The 19,682-nt window shown below is 70.6% G+C and carries 21 protein-coding genes; 17 read left to right on the forward strand and 4 right to left on the reverse strand.

Annotated elements, in window-relative coordinates; translation table 11 throughout:
- The first annotated feature begins 99 nt into the window (after positions 1–99).
- On the forward strand, positions 100–1,482 hold the full coding sequence (locus EHO50_RS42105) for an NAD(P)/FAD-dependent oxidoreductase (protein ID WP_128437163.1): 1,383 nt from the start codon (positions 100–102) through the stop codon (positions 1,480–1,482).
- Between the two features lie 104 nt (positions 1,483–1,586).
- Here EHO50_RS42105 and EHO50_RS42110 read toward each other — a convergent pair whose 3' ends face one another.
- Positions 1,587–3,026, reverse strand: coding sequence for an NsdA family TPR-like regulatory protein (locus EHO50_RS42110; protein WP_128437164.1), 1,440 nt, complete (start codon positions 3,024–3,026; stop codon positions 1,587–1,589).
- 280 nt (positions 3,027–3,306) lie between these two features.
- Between EHO50_RS42110 and lipB the strand changes: the two genes are divergently transcribed.
- The 4 genes from lipB to EHO50_RS42130 all read left to right on the forward strand — a co-directional run bounded on the left by lipB (position 3,307) and on the right by EHO50_RS42130 (position 6,428).
- Positions 3,307–4,104: a lipoyl(octanoyl) transferase LipB gene (gene lipB, locus EHO50_RS42115; RefSeq protein WP_128437165.1), complete on the forward strand. Its 798-nt coding sequence runs from the start codon at positions 3,307–3,309 to the stop codon at positions 4,102–4,104.
- 106 nt (positions 4,105–4,210) lie between these two features.
- Complete coding sequence (gene lipA, locus EHO50_RS42120; RefSeq protein WP_128437166.1) at positions 4,211–5,200, forward strand: lipoyl synthase; 990 nt, start codon at positions 4,211–4,213, stop codon at positions 5,198–5,200.
- Between the two features lie 257 nt (positions 5,201–5,457).
- Positions 5,458–5,658, forward strand: a complete 201-nt coding sequence (locus EHO50_RS42125; protein ID WP_128437167.1) for an SCO2195 family GlnR-regulated protein — start codon at positions 5,458–5,460, stop codon at positions 5,656–5,658.
- Between the two features lie 68 nt (positions 5,659–5,726).
- Entirely contained in the window at positions 5,727–6,428 is a 702-nt protein-coding gene (locus EHO50_RS42130; protein WP_128437168.1) for a DUF4191 domain-containing protein, read from the forward strand.
- A gap of 102 nt (positions 6,429–6,530) precedes the next feature.
- Here the strand turns inward: EHO50_RS42130 and EHO50_RS42135 are convergent, their stop codons facing one another.
- Entirely contained in the window at positions 6,531–6,998 is a 468-nt protein-coding gene (locus tag EHO50_RS42135) for an RDD family protein (protein ID WP_128437169.1), read from the reverse strand.
- A gap of 198 nt (positions 6,999–7,196) precedes the next feature.
- On the opposite strand from EHO50_RS42135, the gene glnA reads away from it, so the two are divergent.
- The 4 genes from glnA to pspAB all read left to right on the forward strand — a co-directional run bounded on the left by glnA (position 7,197) and on the right by pspAB (position 10,610).
- Positions 7,197–8,606: a type I glutamate--ammonia ligase gene (gene glnA / locus EHO50_RS42140; protein ID WP_128437170.1), complete on the forward strand. Its 1,410-nt coding sequence runs from the start codon at positions 7,197–7,199 to the stop codon at positions 8,604–8,606.
- A gap of 120 nt (positions 8,607–8,726) precedes the next feature.
- A complete protein-coding gene (locus EHO50_RS42145; RefSeq protein ID WP_128437171.1) occupies positions 8,727–8,993 on the forward strand; it encodes an SCO2583/SCO2584 N-terminal domain-containing protein in 267 nt (88 codons plus the stop codon).
- A 109-nt stretch (positions 8,994–9,102) separates the two neighbouring features.
- Positions 9,103–10,020, forward strand: coding sequence for a zinc metalloprotease HtpX (gene htpX / locus EHO50_RS42150; RefSeq protein ID WP_128437172.1), 918 nt, complete (start codon positions 9,103–9,105; stop codon positions 10,018–10,020).
- A gap of 2 nt (positions 10,021–10,022) precedes the next feature.
- Complete coding sequence (pspAB, locus tag EHO50_RS42155; RefSeq protein ID WP_128437173.1) at positions 10,023–10,610, forward strand: PspA-associated protein PspAB; 588 nt, start codon at positions 10,023–10,025, stop codon at positions 10,608–10,610.
- A 34-nt stretch (positions 10,611–10,644) separates the two neighbouring features.
- Here the strand turns inward: pspAB and EHO50_RS42160 are convergent, their stop codons facing one another.
- The gene (locus EHO50_RS42160) at positions 10,645–10,947 is read right to left on the reverse strand and encodes a hypothetical protein (RefSeq protein WP_128437174.1); all 303 of its coding nucleotides are present in this window, start codon (positions 10,945–10,947) and stop codon (positions 10,645–10,647) included.
- A 242-nt stretch (positions 10,948–11,189) separates the two neighbouring features.
- Here EHO50_RS42160 and EHO50_RS42165 point away from each other — a divergent pair, with 242 nt between their 5' ends.
- Both EHO50_RS42165 and EHO50_RS42170 read left to right on the forward strand, forming a co-directional pair.
- Positions 11,190–12,863 carry an alpha/beta fold hydrolase gene (locus tag EHO50_RS42165; protein ID WP_246101831.1) on the forward strand — a complete coding sequence of 558 codons (1,674 nt, stop codon included), beginning with the start codon at positions 11,190–11,192 and terminating at the stop codon, positions 12,861–12,863.
- Positions 12,864–13,175: 312 nt separating this feature from the next.
- Complete coding sequence (locus EHO50_RS42170) at positions 13,176–14,366, forward strand: winged helix DNA-binding domain-containing protein (RefSeq protein ID WP_128437176.1); 1,191 nt, start codon at positions 13,176–13,178, stop codon at positions 14,364–14,366.
- A gap of 67 nt (positions 14,367–14,433) precedes the next feature.
- On the opposite strand, the gene EHO50_RS42175 is transcribed toward EHO50_RS42170, so the two are convergent.
- The gene (locus EHO50_RS42175; protein ID WP_128437177.1) at positions 14,434–14,760 is read right to left on the reverse strand and encodes a hypothetical protein; all 327 of its coding nucleotides are present in this window, start codon (positions 14,758–14,760) and stop codon (positions 14,434–14,436) included.
- A gap of 301 nt (positions 14,761–15,061) precedes the next feature.
- Between EHO50_RS42175 and EHO50_RS42180 the strand changes: the two genes are divergently transcribed.
- The 6 genes from EHO50_RS42180 (at position 15,062) to EHO50_RS42200 (ending at position 19,642) form a co-directional block, all read left to right on the forward strand.
- Entirely contained in the window at positions 15,062–15,427 is a 366-nt protein-coding gene (locus tag EHO50_RS42180) for an arsenate reductase family protein (protein ID WP_128437178.1), read from the forward strand.
- A gap of 132 nt (positions 15,428–15,559) precedes the next feature.
- On the forward strand, positions 15,560–16,294 hold the full coding sequence (locus EHO50_RS42185) for an RlpA-like double-psi beta-barrel domain-containing protein (RefSeq protein ID WP_128437179.1): 735 nt from the start codon (positions 15,560–15,562) through the stop codon (positions 16,292–16,294).
- Between the two features lie 339 nt (positions 16,295–16,633).
- Entirely contained in the window at positions 16,634–17,665 is a 1,032-nt protein-coding gene (glnII, locus tag EHO50_RS42190) for a glutamine synthetase (RefSeq protein WP_128437180.1), read from the forward strand.
- A 109-nt stretch (positions 17,666–17,774) separates the two neighbouring features.
- Positions 17,775–17,897, forward strand: a complete 123-nt coding sequence (locus EHO50_RS45765) for a hypothetical protein (protein ID WP_281288322.1) — start codon at positions 17,775–17,777, stop codon at positions 17,895–17,897.
- An 80-nt stretch (positions 17,898–17,977) separates the two neighbouring features.
- Positions 17,978–18,532, forward strand: coding sequence for a winged helix-turn-helix domain-containing protein (locus tag EHO50_RS42195; protein WP_128437181.1), 555 nt, complete (start codon positions 17,978–17,980; stop codon positions 18,530–18,532).
- Positions 18,533–18,616: 84 nt separating this feature from the next.
- Entirely contained in the window at positions 18,617–19,642 is a 1,026-nt protein-coding gene (locus tag EHO50_RS42200) for an SDR family oxidoreductase (RefSeq protein ID WP_128437182.1), read from the forward strand.
- Positions 19,643–19,682: the final 40 nt, after the last annotated feature.

Consider the following 19,682-nt stretch of genomic DNA (forward strand, 5'->3'; position numbering starts at 1 on the left):
GACCGATCACGGCCCTAACCTCGTCCCGAACTCGGGTATCCCCGGAGCCTGTTGGGGGCATCACGTCTCCACCGGCCGCGCAACCTCGAGGAGGGGCACGTGCTTGAGCCCGCGTACCAGGCGGACGTCGTCATCGTGGGAGCCGGGGTCGCCGGACTCTCCGCGGCGCATCGACTGACCAGCGCAGGAGTAACGACCGCGGTCCTGGAGGCCGCCCCCTACCCGGGCGGCCGAATGTCGACCGAGAAGATCGACGGCTTCCGGCTCGACCGGATCGGCCAGCTCCTCTCGACGGCATATCCCGACCTACGTCTGACTCCGTCGCTCGACACGCTCGCGCTGCGCCCCTTCGCGCCGGGCGTACTGCTGCACAGCGACGGCCGCCGGCACCGCGCGGGCGCGTGGGCGAGGCCGATGAGCGCCAGGCGCACGAGGGGCGCACTGCATGCGGTGCGCGCTCTGGCGAGCGCCCCTCGGGCGGCGTCCGTGCGGGGCGTTCCGGGCCAGACGTCCCTGCCGAGGGTGCGTGCGAGTGCCCCCCTGGGAACCGCCGTCGACCAGGCCCGACTGGGTGCCGCGCTGGCCCGCCTCGCCGCCTCACCCGTCGAACGGCTCCTGGCCCGCCCCGAGTTGCCGGCCGCGCAGGCCCTCGCGGCGCGGGGCGTCCCCGCGCGGACCATCGACGGCTTCCTGCGGCCGCTGCTCGCCGCGCTGCTGTGCGACCCGGATCTGACGACGTCCAGCCGGTGTGCGGATCTCGCGCTGCGGACCTTCATGAGCGGGCGTCTGTGCGTGCCCGAGGGCGGCGCCGAGGCGCTGCCGGAGCTGCTCGCGCGGACGTTGCCGCCGGGCACCGTGCACACCGGCGTGCGCGTCACGTCGATCGCCACGACATCGGTGACGACCGCGGAGCACGGCGAGATACGGTGCCGGGCCGTGCTGCTGGCGACGGACGCGCGAACCGCCGCCGAACTGCTGCCGGGCCTGCGCGTACCGGACTTCCACCCCGTGACGGTCGTCCACCACACCACCGACGAACCGCCGACGACCGGCGCCTCGCTCCTGCTCGACGCCGACCGGGGCGGCCCGGTCGCGCACACGGCGGTGATCAGCCAGGTCGACCCGAGCCGCACCCCGGCAGGCCGGGCCCTCATCTCCTCGACGGTCCTCGGCACGCCGCCACCCGACATCGACACAGCCGTACGGATGCACCTGGCCCGCCTCTACGGCACCTCCACGGCCCGCTGGGAGACCCTCGCCGTGCACCACACCCCCGAGGCGGTCCCGGCGATGCGCCCACCCCACGACCTGCGCCGCCCGGTGCGCCTCCTGGCGGGCCTGTACGTCTGCGGCGACCACCGCGACACCAGCACGGTCCAGGGCGCCCTCCACTCGGCCCACCGCGCCGCGACTGCCATCCTGACGGACCTGGGCGCGGCGGGCTCGCTGCACCGGGCGGAGCCGTTACGAGCGGCGGCTTAAAGGCGCAGGGGCACCCGCGCCCCATAAAGGGCGCGGGGAACTGCGCGACCAGCCACAACGCAGCCGCGCAGGGCATCCACCAGTCGGAGTTACGGCGATACCCCCTACCCCAACGCCGCGACCTTGTCGCGATACCCCCGCACCGGCGCCGCGTCCCGATACGGCTCCAACCTCCGCTCGAAGTCCTTGACGTACTCGATCGCCCGTACCGACCGCATCTCCGCGGCAGCGCCCGCCGCCTCCGCCCCCAACGCACAGGCCTGATCGAGCTCACCGAGCCCCAACCGGGCGGAGGCAAGGACGACGCGGCAGAACAGCCGGCTGCGGGCGAACGCGGGCGCACGCAGCTGCAGCGACCGCTCCGCATGCTGGGCCGCCGCACGGAACTGCTGCAGATCCCGGTGGCAGTGCCCGAACTCGTCGGCGAGCTGCGCCTCGTCGAAGAACCGTGCCCAGTGCGGCACGTCGTCGCCGGGGCGAGCCGCTTCGAGGGCGCGCTCGGCCCGCACCAGGGAGGCCGTACAGGCGCGCACCTCACCCAGTACGCCGTGCCCGCGCGCCTCGCACCCGTGCAGCAGGGCTTGGACGACCGGCGGTGCGCTGGTCCCCACGCCCTGCTGCGCCACGCGCGCGAGCTGGACGGCCTCACGGCCGTGCCCGAGGTAGACGGCCTGGCGGCTCATGGTGACCAGGACGTAGGAGCCGTACGCCCGGTCGCCGGCCGCCTGCGCGAGGCGCAGCGACTGCACGAAGTAGCGCTGCGCGAGACCGTGCGCCGCGATGTCGTACGACGTCCAGCCCGCGAGCCTCGTGAGGTCCGCGGCGGCGGCGAACAGCTTGCGGCCGGTCTGCTCGCCGTAGGTGCCGCGCAGCATCGGCTCGCACTCGTGCTCCAGGTAGCGCACGAGGGCCTGCCGGGCGTGGCCGCCGCCGTACATGTCGTCGAGCGAGCGGAACAGCTCGCCGACCGACCGCAGCGCGGCGATGTCGCCGCCGGTGACCTTCTGGCCGGGGCCGCGCTCCCCCTGGCTGCGCTGGCGGGGTACGGCCCCTGGGCGGCCCTGGGCCGGGATGCGGGCGATGGGCTCGCCGCGGGCCACCTTCTCGTCGGCGCGGCCGATCAGCCAGTCCCGGCTGGGCACGACGAGGCCTGCCGGGGTGAAGGCGATCTTGCGGAGCTCGGCGTGGCTGCCGGAGTCCTTGCGCCACAGGCCGCTGACGATGTCGACGGCCTCCTCCGGGGTCGCGGCGAACTCCAGGCCCGCGTACACGGGCGCGCAGGCGTCGAGGCCGAGGTCCTGGGCGGAGAGCCGGCGGCCGAGGCGGCGGGTGAAGACCTCGGCGATGAGGGCGGGGGTCGTACCGCGCGGCTGCTGTCCGCGCAGCCAGCGGGTGACCGATGTCTTGTCGTATCTCAGATCAAGCCCGTGTTCGAGGCCGAGCTGGTCCACCCGGCGGGCGAGACCCGCGTTGGAGAATCCCGCTTCTGCGATGAGCGCGGCGAGCTGGCGGTTGGGAGTGCGCTGCGCGGGTCGTTCCGTCATCTGCGGTGCGGTCTCCTGCCTTTCGGGCCTCGCGGGGTCAGTGCGCCGCGGGTGCCCGGATTGCCGGTGAGCAGCCCTTTTGGCCTGCTCGAACGGCGCGAATGTAGCGGAGAGTAAGCAGTCGATCGCACATTCCGCCGCCTATTCATCCGATCGTGTGAGGATTGCCCTACTGGGCTGACGCGGACCGGGGGACCTCACCCGATCGAGCCGGTCGTACAGTGGCGTAGGCACGCTTTGTGCCTTACGACTTTCCGGTTCTTCCAGGGAGGCGCTTGCCGTGAGTGAGTTGCGGTTCGTCCGCATGGGATTCGGCGCGGACGCCGTCGAGTACCAGCAGGCGTGGGACGAGCAGCGCCGGGTACATGCGGCGCGGTTCGAGGACGAGATCCCCGACACGGTCCTGCTGCTCGAACACCCGCCGGTCTACACGGCGGGCCGGCGCACGGCGGACAACGAGCGGCCCCTGGACGGCACGCCGGTCATCGACGTGGACCGCGGCGGCAAGATCACCTGGCACGGCCCGGGCCAGCTGGTCGGCTACCCGATCCAGAAGCTGCCGCGCCCCGTGGACGTCGTGGCCCACGTACGGCGGCTGGAGGAGGCCCTGATCCGCACCTGCGCGGAGTTCGGCCTGGAGACCACCCGGGTCGAGGGCCGCAGCGGCGTATGGGTCCTCGGCGACCCCGTCGAGCAGCGTCCGGCCCTCGGCGGCCTGTCGCTGGACTTCGACCCCCGCCTCACCGACGAGGAGTTCGACCCGCGTCTGAACGGGCCCGAGTACGCCCCGTCCAACGCCGGCCAGCGGCGCGAGGACCGCAAGATCGCGGCGATCGGGATCCGGGTCGCGAAGGGCGTGACCATGCATGGCTTCGCGCTGAACGTGAACCCGGACAACAAGTGGTTCGACAAGATCATCCCGTGCGGGATCCGGGACGCGGGCGTCGCCTCCCTGGCGAACGAGCTCGGCCGGGACGTCACGATCGACGAGGTGCTGCCGGTCGTCGAACGGCACTTGACGGACGTACTGGAGAACGCGGACCTGAAGCCGCGGGAGATCGAGAAGACGACCGCCTGAGACCGGGAATCCGCCCTGCGGCGATGGGGTTGGCCTGACAGCAGGGCTGAGTAAACACGGGCGTACCCTGGTGTACGCCGAAGAATCGAAGCTACAGGGAGCCGATGTGTCCGCAGTCACACCCGACGGACGCAAGATGCTGCGCCTGGAGGTCAGGAACGCCCAGACCCCCATCGAGCGCAAGCCCGAGTGGATCAAGACCCGGGCGAAAATGGGTCCCGAGTACACGAAGATGCAGAACCTCGTGAAGAGCGAGGGCCTGCACACGGTCTGCCAGGAAGCCGGCTGCCCCAACATCTACGAGTGCTGGGAAGACCGTGAGGCGACCTTCCTCATCGGCGGCGACCAGTGCACCCGGCGCTGCGACTTCTGCCAGATCGACACCGGAAAGCCCGAGGCGCTCGACCGCGACGAGCCGCGCCGCGTCGGCGAGTCCGTGGTCACCATGGACCTGAACTACGCCACCATCACCGGCGTCGCCCGCGACGACCTGGAGGACGGCGGCGCCTGGCTGTACGCGGAGACGGTCCGCCAGATCCACGAGCAGACCGCCTCCCGCGAGGCCGGCCGCACCAAGGTCGAGCTCCTCGCCCCGGACTTCAACGCCGTACCGGAGCTGCTCCAGGAGGTCTTCGCCTCCCGCCCCGAGGTCTTCGCGCACAACGTCGAGACGGTGCCCCGGATCTTCAAGCGCATCCGCCCCGGCTTCCGCTACGAGCGCTCCCTGAAGGTCATCACCGAGGCCCGCGACTACGGCCTGGTCACCAAGTCGAACCTCATCCTCGGCATGGGCGAGACCCGCGAGGAGGTCAGTGAGGCGCTCCAGCAGCTGCATGACGCGGGCTGCGAGCTGGTCACCATCACGCAGTACCTGCGCCCGAGCGTCCGGCACCACCCCGTGGAGCGCTGGGTCAAGCCGCACGAGTTCGTGGAGCTGAAGGAGGAGGCCGAGCAGATCGGCTTCTCCGGTGTGATGTCCGGGCCGCTGGTGCGCTCGTCGTACCGCGCCGGGCGGCTGTACCAGATGGCCGTCGAACAGCGACACTCAGCTGCTCCGCAGCGGGGTGGTTCCTACGTCGCCTCGCAGGCCGTCTGATGGCACGGAGTGCCACTCTGCTCGTGTGAATCCGCGCACAAGCAACTACCTCTCGGTAGCCGCCGATTGACGCGGCCCTGGACGTCCCCGCAGCTAGGGGGCCCGTCAGGGCCGCGTCAAGTGTTTTGGGCGACACATCAAGGCTTCATTGGTGTTTGACCGGTCGGTCACGCCCTGGTAACACCAATCAGTGACGCTGGTTGTACACCCCGTGCACCACTCACCAAAGCCGCCATTCCCGAGGGGGGACCTCCACCATGCAGGCCGCGCCCGTTCGCGCCACCGCCATCCCGTCGTTCACCACTGCACTGCGTGCCGTCGAGTCGCTGCTCATGAGCAGCGGTCAGCGCACCGCCCGCCGCAACGCCTGGACGTCCGTGCTGGAGGACCGCCGTCGCGCCAAGGACCGGGTCGAGGCCCAGCGCGTCCTGGACGAGGTCACTGTCGTCCGCCCCTGAGCCCTCTCCCCCGCTCCCACGCGGCACTGCCGTCGTCGCCGCTTCCCGGGCCACGTAGACTTCGTGGCATGGCGAGGAAGGACACGGCAGCGGATGCTGCGAACCCCGGGCGACTCAAGCAGATCGCTCTGACCTACAAGATGACCCGCAGGGCCGACAAGAAGATCGGTCTTGTACTCGCGGCTGTCGGAATCGTCACCTTCGGTGTCTTCCTCGCGATCGGTTTCTTGATCGGTCACCCCATCTATCTCGGCATCCTGGGCCTGCTGCTCGCCTTCCTCGCGACGGCGATCGTGTTCGGGCGCCGGGCCGAGCGGGCGGCCTTCGGGCAGATGGAGGGCCAGCCGGGCGCCGCCGCGGCTGTGCTGGACAACATCGGCCGGGGCTGGACGACGACGCCCGCGGTGGCGATGAACCGCAGCCAGGACGTGGTGCACCGGGCCGTCGGCAAGGCCGGCATCGTGCTGGTCGCCGAGGGCAACCCGAACCGGGTGAAGAGCCTGCTGGCCGCGGAGAAGAAGAAGATGAACCGCATCGTCGCGGACGTGCCGGTGCACGACCTGATCGTGGGCACGGGCGAGGGGCAGGTCGGGCTGAAGAAGCTGCGGACCACCATGCTGAAGCTGCCCCGCGTGCTCACCGGCCCCCAGGTGACCGCGACCAACGACCGGCTGAAGGCGATGGGCGACCTGATGAGCAACATGCCGTTGCCGAAGGGGCCGATGCCCAAGGGCATGAAGCTGCCGAAGGGCGGGCCGAAGGCCCGTTGATCTCCCTCGCACGAGAGAGCTCCTACGAGAAAAGGGGGCGCCCGGCACCTGCCGGGCGCCCCCTTCGTCGTACGCGAGGAGGTCGTACGCGAGGAGCTGGTGTCAGACCCGGACCTCGACCGTGCCGGCCAGCCGGTCGTGCAGGCCGCGGCCGTCGCGGTCCCAGATCAGGGCCGGGATCGCCACGCACAGCAGGGCCGAGCGCAGCAGGGCGCGCAGCGGGTTGACCGTGCCGGTCTCCAGGGTGACCACACGGAGGCCGAAGAGGCGCTTACCCGGAGTGAAGCCGACGGTGCCGACGGTCAGGGCGCTCATCAGGAAGAACAGCAGCAGGGCCCAGTTGCTGGTCGCCTGGCCGTAGCCGTCGGTGATGAGACCGTATGCGATCAAGACGCAGAGACCCCAGTCGACCGCGAGTGCTCCGAGCCGTCGGCCGGGGCGGGCGATCGACCCCGGCCCCTCCTCCGGCAGTCCGAGCTGTTCACCCCGGTATCCGAAGTCGACACCGGCGTCCTCGGCGGCCGCGCGGGGGCCCGAGAGCCAGGATCCGATTGCTTGCCTCTTGTCCACGCATCCACGGTACTGGGCGCGTTTTGCGATACGGACAGGTGGGGTGCGGTACGGGATGTCCGGTTAACGTGGGTGAAACAAATGGGTCACGCCCGAGAAATCACCCGTCCCTAGGGTCGAAGACAGCGTGTGCCACCGCACTGGCCGCACGAACGAACTACCACCCCGGCGCGGACGGTCGGGAGTAGGAGGAGCTGGATGTTCCAGAACGCCGACGAGGCCAAGAAGTTCATCGCGGACGAGGACGTCAAGTTCGTCGACGTCCGATTCTGCGACCTGCCGGGCGTCATGCAGCACTTCACGGTGCCCGTCGAGGCGTTCGACCCGGACGAGGAGCTCGCCTTCGACGGATCGTCGATCCGTGGTTTCCAGGCCATCCACGAGTCCGACATGGCGCTGCGCGCGGACCTGTCGACCGCCCGGGTCGACCCGTTCCGCCGGGACAAGACCCTCAACATCAACTTCTTCATCCACGACCCGATCACCGGCGAGCAGTACAGCCGTGACCCGCGGAACGTGGCGAAGAAGGCCGAGGCCTACCTCGCCTCCACCGGGATCGCCGACACGGCGTACTTCGGTCCCGAGGCCGAGTTCTACGTCTTCGACAGCGTGCGTTTCGCCACCACGTCGAACGAGTCCTTCTACCACATCGACTCCGAGGCGGGCGCCTGGAACACCGGTGCCCTCGAGGACAACCGTGGTTACAAGGTCCGCTACAAGGGCGGTTACTTCCCGGTCCCGCCGGTCGACCACTTCGCCGACCTGCGCGCCGAGATCTCCCTGGAGCTGGACCGGGCCGGCCTGAAGGTCGAGCGCCAGCACCACGAGGTGGGCACCGCCGGCCAGGCCGAGATCAACTACAAGTTCAACACGCTGCTCGCGGCCGCCGACGACCTGCAGCTCTTCAAGTACATCGTGAAGAACGTGGCCTGGCGCAACGGCAAGACCGCGACCTTCATGCCGAAGCCGATCTTCGGTGACAACGGCTCGGGCATGCACGTCCACCAGTCGCTGTGGACCGGCGGCCAGCCGCTCTTCTACGACGAGGCCGGTTACGCGGGCCTGTCGGACACCGCCCGCTACTACATCGGCGGCATCCTCAAGCACGCCCCGTCGCTGCTGGCCTTCACCAACCCGACGGTGAACTCGTACCACCGGCTGGTGCCGGGCTTCGAGGCCCCGATCAACCTGGTGTACTCGCAGCGCAACCGCTCCGCCGCGATGCGTATCCCGATCACGGGCTCCAACCCGAAGGCCAAGCGCGTCGAGTTCCGCGCGCCCGACTCCTCCGGCAACCCGTACCTGGCCTTCTCGGCCCTGCTCCTGGCGGGCCTGGACGGCATCAAGAACAAGATCGAGCCGGCCGAGCCGATCGACAAGGACCTCTACGAGCTGGCTCCCGAGGAGCACGCGGGCGTCGCGCAGGTCCCCACCTCGCTCCCGGCCGTTCTCGACTCGCTCGAGGCCGACCACGAGTTCCTCCTCCAGGGCGACGTCTTCACGCCGGACCTGATCGAGACGTGGATCGACTACAAGCGCGCGAACGAGATCGCCCCGCTGCAGCTGCGTCCGCACCCGCACGAGTTCGAGCTCTACTTCGACGTGTGATCGGCGCCTGACCGGTCTCTCGAACCGGAGGCATACGCCCGCGCCCCCGCTGTCATACCGACAGCGGGGGCGCGGGCGTATGTTCTATTCTGCCGATGAGACGACACGGGGGTGGACGGGATGCCGGAGCACGAACACGACGACCAGGAGCGCGAGTTCGACCTGAAGTGGGCGGACAACGCCGAGCACAAGGAGCCCTCGGCCAGGGCCCGTATGCTCGCCGCCCGTTGGAAGGAGAACCCGCCCGCTCCGGTGCCGTTCCGGGCCGAGCCCGATCATGTGGCGCGGCGGCAGCGCCGGTCGGGCTGGGTGTCCACGGCGATCGTGCTCGGCTGCGTCGCCGGGGTGATCGTGCTGCTGGGCTACATCAACTTCCGGACGTACTGAGACCGGCGTCTTTGCTGGCCCTAGGGCCGATCACGACCCGTTCATGGGGGTCACCGGGTGCACACTGGGCAGTGGGACGAGTGCCTGAGTGCGCGCGGGGTGATGCGAGATGCAGAGCCGGTTCCGGAGTGATCGGCGGTTGACCGCCCGGATGGGGATCACTCTGTTTTTGCTCGGATTGTTGTACGTGGCGTTCATCGCCGCGCTGATCGTGCTGCTGAAGTCCTGGGTGCTCGTCGTGGTCGTGGCGGCGGGGCTGCTGGGGGCTCAGTACTGGTTCTCGGACCGGGTCGCGCTGTTCGCGATGCGTGGGCGGGTCGTGGAGCGGGAGGAGTATCCCGAGCTGCACGGGGTCGTCGACCGGCTGTGTGCCCTCGCCGACATGCCGAAGCCCGTGGTCGCCGTGTCGGACATGGAGATGCCGAACGCGTTCGCCACCGGGCGCAATCCCGATCATGCCGTGGTCTGTGTGACCACCGGGCTGCTGCGACGGCTGGAGCCGGACGAGCTGGAGGGTGTGCTCGCGCACGAGTTGTCGCATGTGGCGCACAAGGACGTCGCCGTGATCACGGTGGCCTCGTTCCTCGGCGTGATCGCGGGACTGATCGTGCGGTTCGCCTTCTACTCGCAGCTGTTCGGCGGTGGACGCCGGGACCAGAACACCGCCGTCGTCTTCGCCGCCGTACTGGGTGTGTCGGCGGCCGTGTACGCGATCAGCTTCCTGTTGATCCGGGCCCTGTCCCGGTACCGGGAGCTGGCCGCCGACCGGGCCGCGGCGCTGCTCACCGGGCGGCCCTCGGTGCTGGCCTCCGCGCTCACCAAGGTGACAGGAGACATCGCCCGGATTCCCAGCAAGGACCTGCGCACGGCCCAGGCCTTCAACGCCTTCTACTTCACTCCGGCGCTGGGCCGCGAGCCCAGCCTTGCGCAGCTCTTCTCCACGCACCCGAGTCTGGAGCAGCGGCTCGACCAACTGGGGCGGATCTCCGCCGAGTTGGGCGAGACGACGGCTCCCGGAGGGGCGTGAGCATGGGGCTGCTGGACATCCTGCTCGGCCGTACGAAGCCGGTCGCGCCCGATCTCGACCAGCTCTTCAGGCTGCCGTCGGCGGCGGTGACGCTGGAGGCGGCGGTAGGGCTGCGGCCCACCGGGAGCGGAGCGGTGTGCTTCGCCCCGGTCGAGGGCGCGGTCTTCGAGCAGACACACCGCGAGGTCCAGGCGCTGCTCGACGCGGACGCCGAGCGCGAGGGCCGCCCGGTGGAGCTGACACGCGACTCCTACGGCTACTCGTGGCTGGTCTCCCGGCGCATGCCCGAGCAGCTGCCGGAGCTGGTCAACGACCTGCACGCGGTGAACAGCGCGATGGAGGTCAACGGCTTCGGGCCGCAGCTGCTGTGCTCGCTGGCCGGGTTCGAGGACGAGCGGCAGGGCAGACGGCTCGCCCTCGTCTATCTCTACAAGCGGGGCAGGTTCTATCCCTTCGCACCGCTGCCCGGCGCGGCGGAACGGCGTGACAATGCGCTGGAGCTACGGGTGAAGGCGGCGCTCGCCGACGACCTGCGGATCGAGCAGGACCTGAACCGCTGGTTCCCGGTGTGGGGTGCCCCCGGCCTGTGACCGGGGGCCCCTCCGGCTACCAGCGGAGCTGGTCTCACTTGCTCTTCTCGCGCTCCTGACGACGGGCCTCCATGGGACGCTCGCGGCGGTAGCGGCGCTCCCACTTGGCCTGCATGTCACGACGGTCTCGGTAGGCGCGGTAGTCCGAGGGCATGGGACCTCCCGACGAGGCCCCTCCCCCGCCGCCGGCGCCCCCGGCTCCGCCGCTCGACGCGGAGGAGCTGCGACCGTACTGCAGGTAGAGGAAGAGCACGGCGACGGCAGCGAGCCAGTAGAGGTGGTTTCCGAATCCTAGGATCACCAGGACGACAGTCCCGGACATGACGATGGTGCCCATCACGGGCCTCCGTGAGCGTGGGTTGAATCTGGATCTCGAGCGGTGACCGATGTCCCGACGGGGCGCTGGGGGATGGGCGACCGTCCGTCGGTGCGTAGAGAGTAGCCCCGAGTCCGCAGGGTGACGCCTGCCCTGCGGAAAGCGGCGTGAACAGCTCCGTTACGCGTGTCCAGCGTAGGGATCCGGTCACCTGGCGTGCATCTCCTTTTCCCGGGACCCGAGTGCCGTGAATGAATGGGCGCATGATCGAGCTCTCTCCTTTCACATGCGCCCACGACGGTGAACTGCTCAGCGGCGTCCACGGCGGTGACGCCGGCGGCCCGGAGACGGCCACCGTCGTGCTGCTGCACGGCGCGGGCAACGGCAGCAAGGAACGGCTGCTGCCGCTGCTCGCCGAGTTCGTCTCCCGCGGCTGCCGTGGGCTCGCCTTCGATTTCTCGGGGCACGGCGAAAGCACCGGCGAACTGCGGGAGTTGAGTCTGCGGCGGCGCCTGGAGCAGGCGGTCGCCGTCATCGAGGCGCGCGTGCCGGCGGGCGGGCCGCTGATCGTGGTGGGGTTCAGCATGAGCGGGCAGACGGTGGCGGACCTCGTCGGCCACTACGGGGAGCGCGTGGCGGCGGTGGGGCTGTGCGCGCCCGCTGTGTACGCGCAGGAGGCGTGGGATGTGCCGTTCGGCGAGGGGGACGGGCGGTTCAGCGAGATCATCCGCAGGCCGGACGGCTGGCGTGCGGCTCCCGCGCTCGATGTGCTGCGGGCGTACGAGGGGCGGGCGGTGCTCGCGGTGCCGGGGACGGACGCGATCATCCCGCCGGACGTGACGGAGGCGGTGCAGGAGGTGCTGGCCGCTCGCGCGCAGTTCACCCGGTTCGAGGTGCCGGACGCGGAGCACATGCTGGGGCTGTGGTTCCAGGAGCATGCCGAGGACCGGCGGGAGTTCGTGACGGCCGTACTGACCGGCCTGGGCGACCGGGGCTGGACGGCCACCCGATCGTGGCTGGCCAAGCAGCTGCCCCAGGGGCGGACCGTCACCGGCACCGCGTTCGCGAAGGGTGGCTGGAGCTCGCAGATGCGACGGCTCACCCTCGACGACGGCACCGGGCTCGCGCTGCGCACGTTCGTGAAGCCCTTCTTCCGCGGCCACGCGCCCGGGCTGCTGTCCCGTGAGGCGTCGGTCCTCACCCTGCTCGCCGCCCAGGAGGGCGTTCCCGCGCCCCGGTTGATCGCCGTCGACGCCACGGCCGAGCACTGCGACCACCCCGCACTGCTGATGTCCCTGCTGCCGGGCCGGGTGCGGGTCGACGAGGAGGACCTGGACCGCCGCCTGGACCTGCTGGCCGCCCAACTCGCCGGGATCCACCGGGTCGTACCGGCGGAGCGTCCGCGTACGTACCAGGCGTGGACGTCCCCGATGGGGGTCCCCCCGCTCGAGCGAAGCCGAGAGTGGGGGAGGGTACGGACGCCGGGCGGCGCGCTCTGGGAACGAGCCGTGGACGTGATCCGCCGCGAGCCCCCCGCCTACGAAGGGTGCTTCCTGCACCGGGACTTCCACCCCGGGAACGTGCTGTTCAGCGGGGAAGGCACGGAGCTGCGGGTCAGCGGTGTCGTCGACTGGGTGGAGACGTCGTGGGGACCGGCCGACCTCGACGTCGCCCACTGCTCGACGGCGCTCGCGCTGCTGCACGGCCCGGAGCACGGGCTCGGCTTCCGGGAGCGGTACGAGGCACACGGCGGGCGCCGACTCGCCGCCCCGGCCGACCACTTGTACTGGCGGCTGCTGGACGCCCTGGCCTACTCCCCCGACGCCGCCAAGCTCGCCGGGCCGTGGCGTGAGCTGGGTCGGACGGATCTGACGGCGGAGGTGCTGGGCGAACGGTTGACGGCGTATGTGGGCGGGTTGGTGGAGCGGTACGGCTGAGGCCCCGGATACGTACGGCTGAGGCCCCAGGCAGGTACGGCTGACGCCGCCCGCGGCTACGTGCGTTGACGGCCGAGCACTGCGGCACGAAGGCGAACGGGGGCGCCGCCCCTCCGGCAGGCGTGCGCGGAGCGCGGGATCTGTTTGTGGGCGGCGTTGCCGCGGAGGGTTCGGTCGGCGGGGGTGTGGGGTGTGGTGCGCGCGCGTGCCTGATACGGCGATCGGGTGACAGGGGCGGTCGGGTGTGTGGGGCCGTTGTCAGTGGGGTCCGGGAAGATGCAGTCACGGGCGTTGTGACGGGTGGAGGTCGGGATGGGTGGCGGGCTGCGGTACATCGGGGTGGCGGAGCGCCGGGCCCGGCTGGGGTTGCGGCATCGGCTGGCCGGGGCCGCTCGGGCGGCGGGGCCGGTCGAGGTCGCCGAGTCGCTGGTCGCGCTGCACGGCACCGATCCGGCGACCGTGTATCTGGCCGTGGGCGCGCGGCTGGCGGAGCCCGCGCAGACCGTCGCGGAGACCGAGCGGGCGTTGTACGAGGAGCGGGCGCTGGTTCGGATGCACGGCATGCGGCACACCGTGTTCGTGTTCCCCACCGGCTTGACGGCCGTCGTGCACGCCTCGACCGGCCTCGCTGTCGCCGCGCGGGAGCGGGCCACGCTGGTCAAGCACATGGCGACGGCTGGGGCGCCGGACGCGGCCTGGCTGGCCGAGGTCGAGGAGTCGACGCTGGCCGCGCTTGCCCGGCGCGGACCGGCGACGGCGGCCGAACTCGCCGAGGACGAGCCGCGGTTGCGCGAGCGGTTCGTGTACGGGGCCGGCAAGAGCTACGAGGGCGTGCACACCGTCTCGACGCGGCTGCTGCGGGTGCTGGGCGTCGAGGGGAAGGTGGTGCGGGGGCGGCCCCTGGGCTCCTGGACGTCCTCGCAGTTCAGATGGGCGGTGGCACCCGACCATCCCGAGCTGGACGTCTCCGGGGCGCAGGCGGAGCTGCTGCGGCGCTGGCTCGCGGTGTGCGGGCCGGCGACGGAGGCCGACCTCAAGTGGTGGACCGGGTGGAAGGTGACCGAAGTACGCCGGGCGCTGGCGGCGATCGACGCGCAGGCCGTGTCCCTCGACGAGGGGACGGGGTACGTCGTCGACGGCGACGTCGGCCCGGTGGCCGGGCCCGCGGAACCGTGGGCAGCGCTGTTGCCCGCCCTCGACCCCACGGCGATGGGGTGGCAGCAGCGGGAGTGGTATCTGGCGCCGGAGCTGTGGCCGTCGCTGTTCGACCGTAGCGGCAATGTGGGGCCGACCGTGTGGTGGAACGGGCGTGTGGTGGGCGGCTGGGCTCAGCGCGGGGACGGGGAGATCGTCTGGCGGCTGCTGGAGGACCTGGGGGCCGTGGAGCGGCGGGCGGTTCAGGCCGCGGTCGCCCTGGAGGCGGAGCGGTTGCGGGGGTGGGTGGGGGCGGCTCGGGTGACACCGCGGTTCCGGACGCCGCTGGAGCGGGAGTTGTCGGCGTAGGGGCGCCCACGCTTGGCAGGGGCAGTGCCGGGTGCCCTTGGTCAGTGTGGGCACCCGGCGTCGCGGCTTACCTCGAATACCTCATGAACGCCCGCACCATGTGGCACGTCGTGTCCGACGGCGGGTGCACGCCGATCGTCTCCGCGGTGCTTCGGATCGTGTCGTTGCGGGCCTGGTTGGGCATGAGGACGCCCGAGTCGAGCAGGGCTATCGCCAGGCGCATGGCCTTGAGACGGCGGTTGTGGGTGATGTACCACTCGCGCGGGCGGCCCGGCGGCAGGGGCCGCTTCTCCACGGGCGCGTACGGCAGGTCGAGCAGCACCGGGTGCTTCGCGGTGGACTGGGTGGGCAGCGGCTTGCGGGTCGGCTTCTGCTTCAGTGCGGCAGCGGGCACAGGCATCCTCCTGTCGCGGTAGAGCGCCGGTCGGGTTCCCCGGCGACGCTCTCGAACACTGGTTACAGTTTACTGCCCGGCACTGACAATCCGAGGGTCCCGGACGTCCATGAAATGCCCTGGTCAGCAACGAAATTGTCACTGTGTCACACCGGGGCCGGGAGGGGTGTGTGAGGCGGCGGAAAAATCGAACACGGGTTGTCCGGCAAGCGGTGGGGCGGGCGACTGGGCCGACGGCTGGGCAGGCAGCCCGGGCCCGGTCGACGGAGGTGGTCGAGCCGGTCGGGATACCGTGAGCGGCATGGAGATCTGGATCAATCCGGCCTGTTCCAAGTGCCGTAGCGCCATCACCCTGCTCGACGCCGAGGGAGCGGACTACACCGTCCGCCGCTATCTGGACGACGTGCCGACCGCGGCCGAGATCCGGGACGTCCTCGATCGGCTGGGGCTCGAGCCCTGGGACATCACCCGGACCCAGGAGGCCGCCGCCAAGGAGCTCGGAGTCAAGGAGTGGGCCCGGGACGCGGGTTCGCGGGAGCGGTGGATCACGGCGCTGGCCGAGCACCCCAAGCTGATCCAGCGGCCGATCATCACCGCGGACGACGGTACGGCCGTTGTCGCGCGTACCGAAGAGGCGGTGCGGGATGCGCTGTCCCGTGAGAGCTGAAGCTGAAGCTGAAATGCCCTGCTGAGCTTTGTGTGATGCAGGTTACTTCAGTGACTCCTGTAACCGCTGAGTAACCTCGTTCGGTATCTCGTACATAGCGACGTACGCTCCCCTACCTCTCAGGAGGCGCGCATGTCGCGTAGGAGAACTCTCAGCACGAAGAAGAAGCTCGCGCTGTTCGTGAGCGCGGCGACGGTGGCCGGAGGCGGTGCCTTCGTCATGGCGAGCACGTCGAACGCCTCGCAGAGTCCCAGGACCCTGTCGGCCGCAGACTCCAACGTCTGCCAAGGCCTCGCCACCGCTCTCGGCAACAACCAGAAGTTCATCGACGGTCAACGGGCCGATCCGGACGCGCAGTCCGAGGCCCGGATCGCCAACCGCGAGGCCGTCATCGCGCAGATCAAGGTCCAACAGGAAGCGTCCGGGTGCGCGGTCGGGGAGTCGGCTCAGGACTCCCAGGCCTCGCCCCCGGCGCAGAGCGCTCCTGCGGGGGACGCCGGGAACGCGGGGAACGCCGGGAATGCAGGCGATGCGGGGGACGCTGGGAACGCCGGCAATGCGGGGAACGGCGGGGACAACGGGAACGCGGGGGACGCCGGTGGTGGTGCCGCGGCCTCGGGGCAGCAGGTCTGCAACGGCTCGACCGTCACGCTCTCAGGCGAGGGCGGGGCTCCTGCGGCATCCAGCAACCAGTTCCCTGCGGGTACGAAGCTGAAGGTCACCAACCTGGACAACAACAAGTCCACGACGGTGGAGGTCACTTCGGTCTCCGGTAGCTGTGCGCTGCTCAACAACGCCGCCTTCGAGCAGGTGCGTGAGCCCGGCAAGTTCCTGATTCGCCGGGCGCTGATCGAGAAGGTGGGGTGAGGCTCGGGTAACCACGCGTACGTGTCATGGGCCCTGCCGCTCGCGGCCACGAGCGGCAGGGCCCGCGTGCGTGGGGTGCACCCGGTGCCTCACTCCCATCGCATACGAGGCGTCGAGCCGTTCCCGCCCAGAGGGACGGATGTCGGCGTATCGACTTTGTACGGCCGCTCACAGCGTGAATCGCGCCACACCACCACCAGGTAACACGGGGTTCACATTCGAGCAACGGCCGGGAAATCGCCTGTTGACAGGCTCGCGGGCATCAACGAGCGGCGCCTCAGTGCCGCAGCGCCGCAGCACCCGCAAGTGCGTCAGACACACCCCCGAAGGAAGTGGCCCGTGACCTTCAAGGCTGAGTACATCTGGATCGACGGCACCCAGCCGACCGCCAAGCTCCGTTCCAAGACGAAGATCATGACGGGCGAGCCCGTCGGTCTGGACGCGCTGCCGATCTGGGGCTTCGACGGGTCCTCCACGAACCAGGCCGAGGGCCACTCCTCGGACCGTGTCCTCAAGCCGGTCTTCACCTGCCCCGACCCGATCCGCGGCGGCGACGACATCCTCGTCCTGTGCGAGGTCCTCAACATCGACATGACGCCGCACGAGTCCAACACCCGTGCCGCGCTCACCGAGGTCGCCGAGAAGTTCGCCGCTCAGGAGCCGATCTTCGGCATCGAGCAGGAGTACACCTTCTTCCAGGACGGCTACCCGCTCGGCTTCCCCAAGGGCGGCTTCCCGGCCCCGCAGGGCGGCTACTACTGCGGCGTCGGCGCCGACGAGATCTTCGGCCGTGAGGTCGTCGAGGCCCACCTGGACAACTGCCTCGCCGCCGGTCTCGCCATCTCCGGCATCAACGCCGAGGTCATGCCCGGTCAGTGGGAGTTCCAGGTCGGCCCGGTCTCCCCGCTGGAGGTCTCCGACCACCTGTGGGTCGCCCGCTGGCTGCTCTACCGCACCGCCGAGGACTTCGGTGTCTCCGCGACGCTGGACCCGAAGCCGGTGAAGGGCGACTGGAACGGCGCCGGTGCGCACACCAACTTCTCCACCAAGGCGATGCGCGAGACGTACGAGGCGATCATCACCGCCGCCGAGTCGCTCGGTGAGGGCTCCAAGCCGCTCGACCACGTCAAGAACTACGGCGCCGGCATCGACGACCGCCTGACCGGTCTGCACGAGACCGCCCCGTGGAACGAGTACTCCTACGGCGTCTCCAACCGCGGTGCCTCGGTCCGTATCCCGTGGCAGGTCGAGAAGGACGGCAAGGGCTACATCGAGGACCGCCGTCCGAACGCCAACGTCGACCCGTACGTGGTGACCCGCCTGCTCGTCGACACCTGCTGCTCCGCGCTGGAGAAGGCCGGCCAGGTCTGATCCGCCCAGTAGCTCCCGAGGGGCGCCCACCGTCCGGTGGGCGCCCTCTTCGCGTCCAAGCTGTGAGAGGAGGGTCCTGCACGTGCACGTCGTCTGCTTCAATGGGGGCATGGCCAGCATCCAGAAGCACCTCGCGACAGGTCGCCACGACCTGGAGCCCTTCTGGCCGTCCCGTCAGCACCACGACTTCGACCGGGTGTGTTGCCGCGCGATGAACGCGCCGGCCCTCTAAAGCCGTATTTCCCCGGCCTTCGGCCAGCGCGAACGACGTTCCTCCCCAATGGACCTCTCGCGCGAAAGAGCTGACCTCTCATGGCGACCACTCGTTCTCTGTCCTCCGCCGCCACGCTCAACTCCCCCACCCCGACCGCTTCACGGCATCATCTGCGCGCCGTGGACCGGGACGAGGTGATCGACGTCGCGGACCTCCTGCCGCCGGGTGCCACCTGGCTCCCCGCTCCCCAGCACTCCCTGCCCACGCTCCCGGGGCAGCCGCCGATGATCGGCTACCTGGTGCTCGTCCCGGCCGACCAGCAGCCACCGGTCGGCCCGCCGGCCCGGGACGTCGACGGCGACCCGCTCGTCAGCGTCGACACCGTGCGGCGCACCGCCGCGGTCGACGGGCGTGAACTCGACCTCACCTACCTGGAGTTCGAGCTCCTCGCCCACCTGGTGGCCAACCCGCATCGCGTGCACACCCGCGACCAGCTGGTCACCACGGTGTGGGGGTACGGGCATGTGGGGGACGGCCGTACCGTCGACGTCCACATCGCCCGGCTGCGCCGCAAGCTGGGCGCCGAGCACCGGGACACCATCCGGACGGTGCGTCGGGTGGGGTACAAGTACGCCCCGCCGGCCGGGCGCTGACCTACGCGGCCGCACCCTCGAAAGCCTTCTGCCGACGGCAGAGACCTGTTCCGTCCCGCGCCCGCACCGTGCAGAGTCGGAGGCATGAGACTTCTGGTGCTGGGTGGTACGGAGTTCGCCGGGCTGGCCGTCGTGGAGGCGGCCCTCGGGCGCGGCTGGGACGTGACCGTCTTCAACCGGGGGCGGCACGAGCCCCCGGCCGGGGTGCGGTTGCTGCAGGGTGACCGCACCGCGTCCGACGGGCTCGCCGCCCTCGCCGAGCACACCGGCGAGTGGGACGCCGTCGTCGACACCTGGTCGGCGGCGCCCCGCGCGGTGCGGGACGCGGCGCGGCTGCTGCGGGGCCGCGCCGAACGGTATGTGTACGTGTCGAGTTGCTCGGTGTACGAGTGGGCCCCGCCCGCCGGGTACGGCGAGGACGCGCCGCTGGTCGAGGGCGCCGAGGCCGACGCGGAGCAGACCGACTACCTGCGGGACAAGCGGGGCGGCGAGCTGGCCGCCGTCGAGGAGTTCGGGGCGGACCGCTCGGTACTCGTGCGCGCCGGGCTGCTCATCGGCCCGTACGAGAACGTCGGCAGGCTGCCGTGGTGGCTGACCCGGATCGCCCGGGGCGGGCCGGTGCTGGCCCCGGGGCCACGGGATCTGCCGCTCCAGTACGTCGACATCCGTGATCTCGCGGAGTGGATCCTGGGTGCGGTGGAGCAGGAGTTGAGCGGGCCGTACAACCTGATGAGCCCGCAAGGACACGCCACCATGGGCGAGTTGCTCGACGCGTGCGTGGCCACCGTCGGCGGGACCGCCGAGCTGCGCTGGACCGAACCCGAGGTGATCCTGGACGCGGGCATCGAGCCGTGGACCCAGTTGCCGGTGTGGGTGCCGCCGGGCAGCGACATGCACGACGCCCTGCACAGCGCCGATGTGTCCCGAGCCGTCGCGACCGGACTGCGCTGCCGGCCCGTCGAGGAGACCGTCGCCGACACCTGGCGGTGGCTGACGGACATCGGAGGCACGGCGCCCATGCGGCCGGACCGGACGTCGAAGGGGCTCGATCCGGAGGTGGAGGCGAAGGTGCTCGCGGGCGTGGGGGGTGTACCTGACACCACCTCCTGATCGGGGGTCTCGGCCCCGTGACCTGCTCCCCCGCCTCGTC

The organism is Streptomyces cyaneus, assembly GCF_004028635.1.
GTDB classification, from domain to species: Bacteria; Actinomycetota; Actinomycetes; order Streptomycetales; family Streptomycetaceae; genus Streptomyces; species Streptomyces cyaneus.

Bases quoted from the DNA above. Each gene is read 5' to 3' on its own strand.
- EHO50_RS42200 (WP_128437182.1), top strand. From the start codon at position 18,617: ATGAGACTTCTGGTGCTGGGTGGTACGGAGTTCGCCGGGCTGGCCGTC.
- EHO50_RS42195 (WP_128437181.1), top strand. From the start codon at position 17,978: ATGGCGACCACTCGTTCTCTGTCCTCCGCCGCCACGCTCAACTCCCCC.
- EHO50_RS42185 (WP_128437179.1), top strand. From the start codon at position 15,560: ATGTCGCGTAGGAGAACTCTCAGCACGAAGAAGAAGCTCGCGCTGTTC.
- glnA (WP_128437170.1), top strand. From the start codon at position 7,197: ATGTTCCAGAACGCCGACGAGGCCAAGAAGTTCATCGCGGACGAGGAC.
- EHO50_RS42160 (WP_128437174.1), bottom strand. From the start codon at position 10,947: ATGGGCACCATCGTCATGTCCGGGACTGTCGTCCTGGTGATCCTAGGA.
- EHO50_RS42110 (WP_128437164.1), bottom strand. From the start codon at position 3,026: ATGACGGAACGACCCGCGCAGCGCACTCCCAACCGCCAGCTCGCCGCG.
- EHO50_RS42165 (WP_246101831.1), top strand. From the start codon at position 11,190: ATGATCGAGCTCTCTCCTTTCACATGCGCCCACGACGGTGAACTGCTC.
- EHO50_RS42125 (WP_128437167.1), top strand. From the start codon at position 5,458: ATGCAGGCCGCGCCCGTTCGCGCCACCGCCATCCCGTCGTTCACCACT.
- EHO50_RS42180 (WP_128437178.1), top strand. From the start codon at position 15,062: ATGGAGATCTGGATCAATCCGGCCTGTTCCAAGTGCCGTAGCGCCATC.
- pspAB (WP_128437173.1), top strand. From the start codon at position 10,023: ATGGGGCTGCTGGACATCCTGCTCGGCCGTACGAAGCCGGTCGCGCCC.
- htpX (WP_128437172.1), top strand. From the start codon at position 9,103: ATGCAGAGCCGGTTCCGGAGTGATCGGCGGTTGACCGCCCGGATGGGG.
- EHO50_RS45765 (WP_281288322.1), top strand. From the start codon at position 17,775: ATGGCCAGCATCCAGAAGCACCTCGCGACAGGTCGCCACGACCTGGAG.
- EHO50_RS42130 (WP_128437168.1), top strand. From the start codon at position 5,727: ATGGCGAGGAAGGACACGGCAGCGGATGCTGCGAACCCCGGGCGACTC.
- EHO50_RS42145 (WP_128437171.1), top strand. From the start codon at position 8,727: ATGCCGGAGCACGAACACGACGACCAGGAGCGCGAGTTCGACCTGAAG.
- EHO50_RS42170 (WP_128437176.1), top strand. From the start codon at position 13,176: ATGGGTGGCGGGCTGCGGTACATCGGGGTGGCGGAGCGCCGGGCCCGG.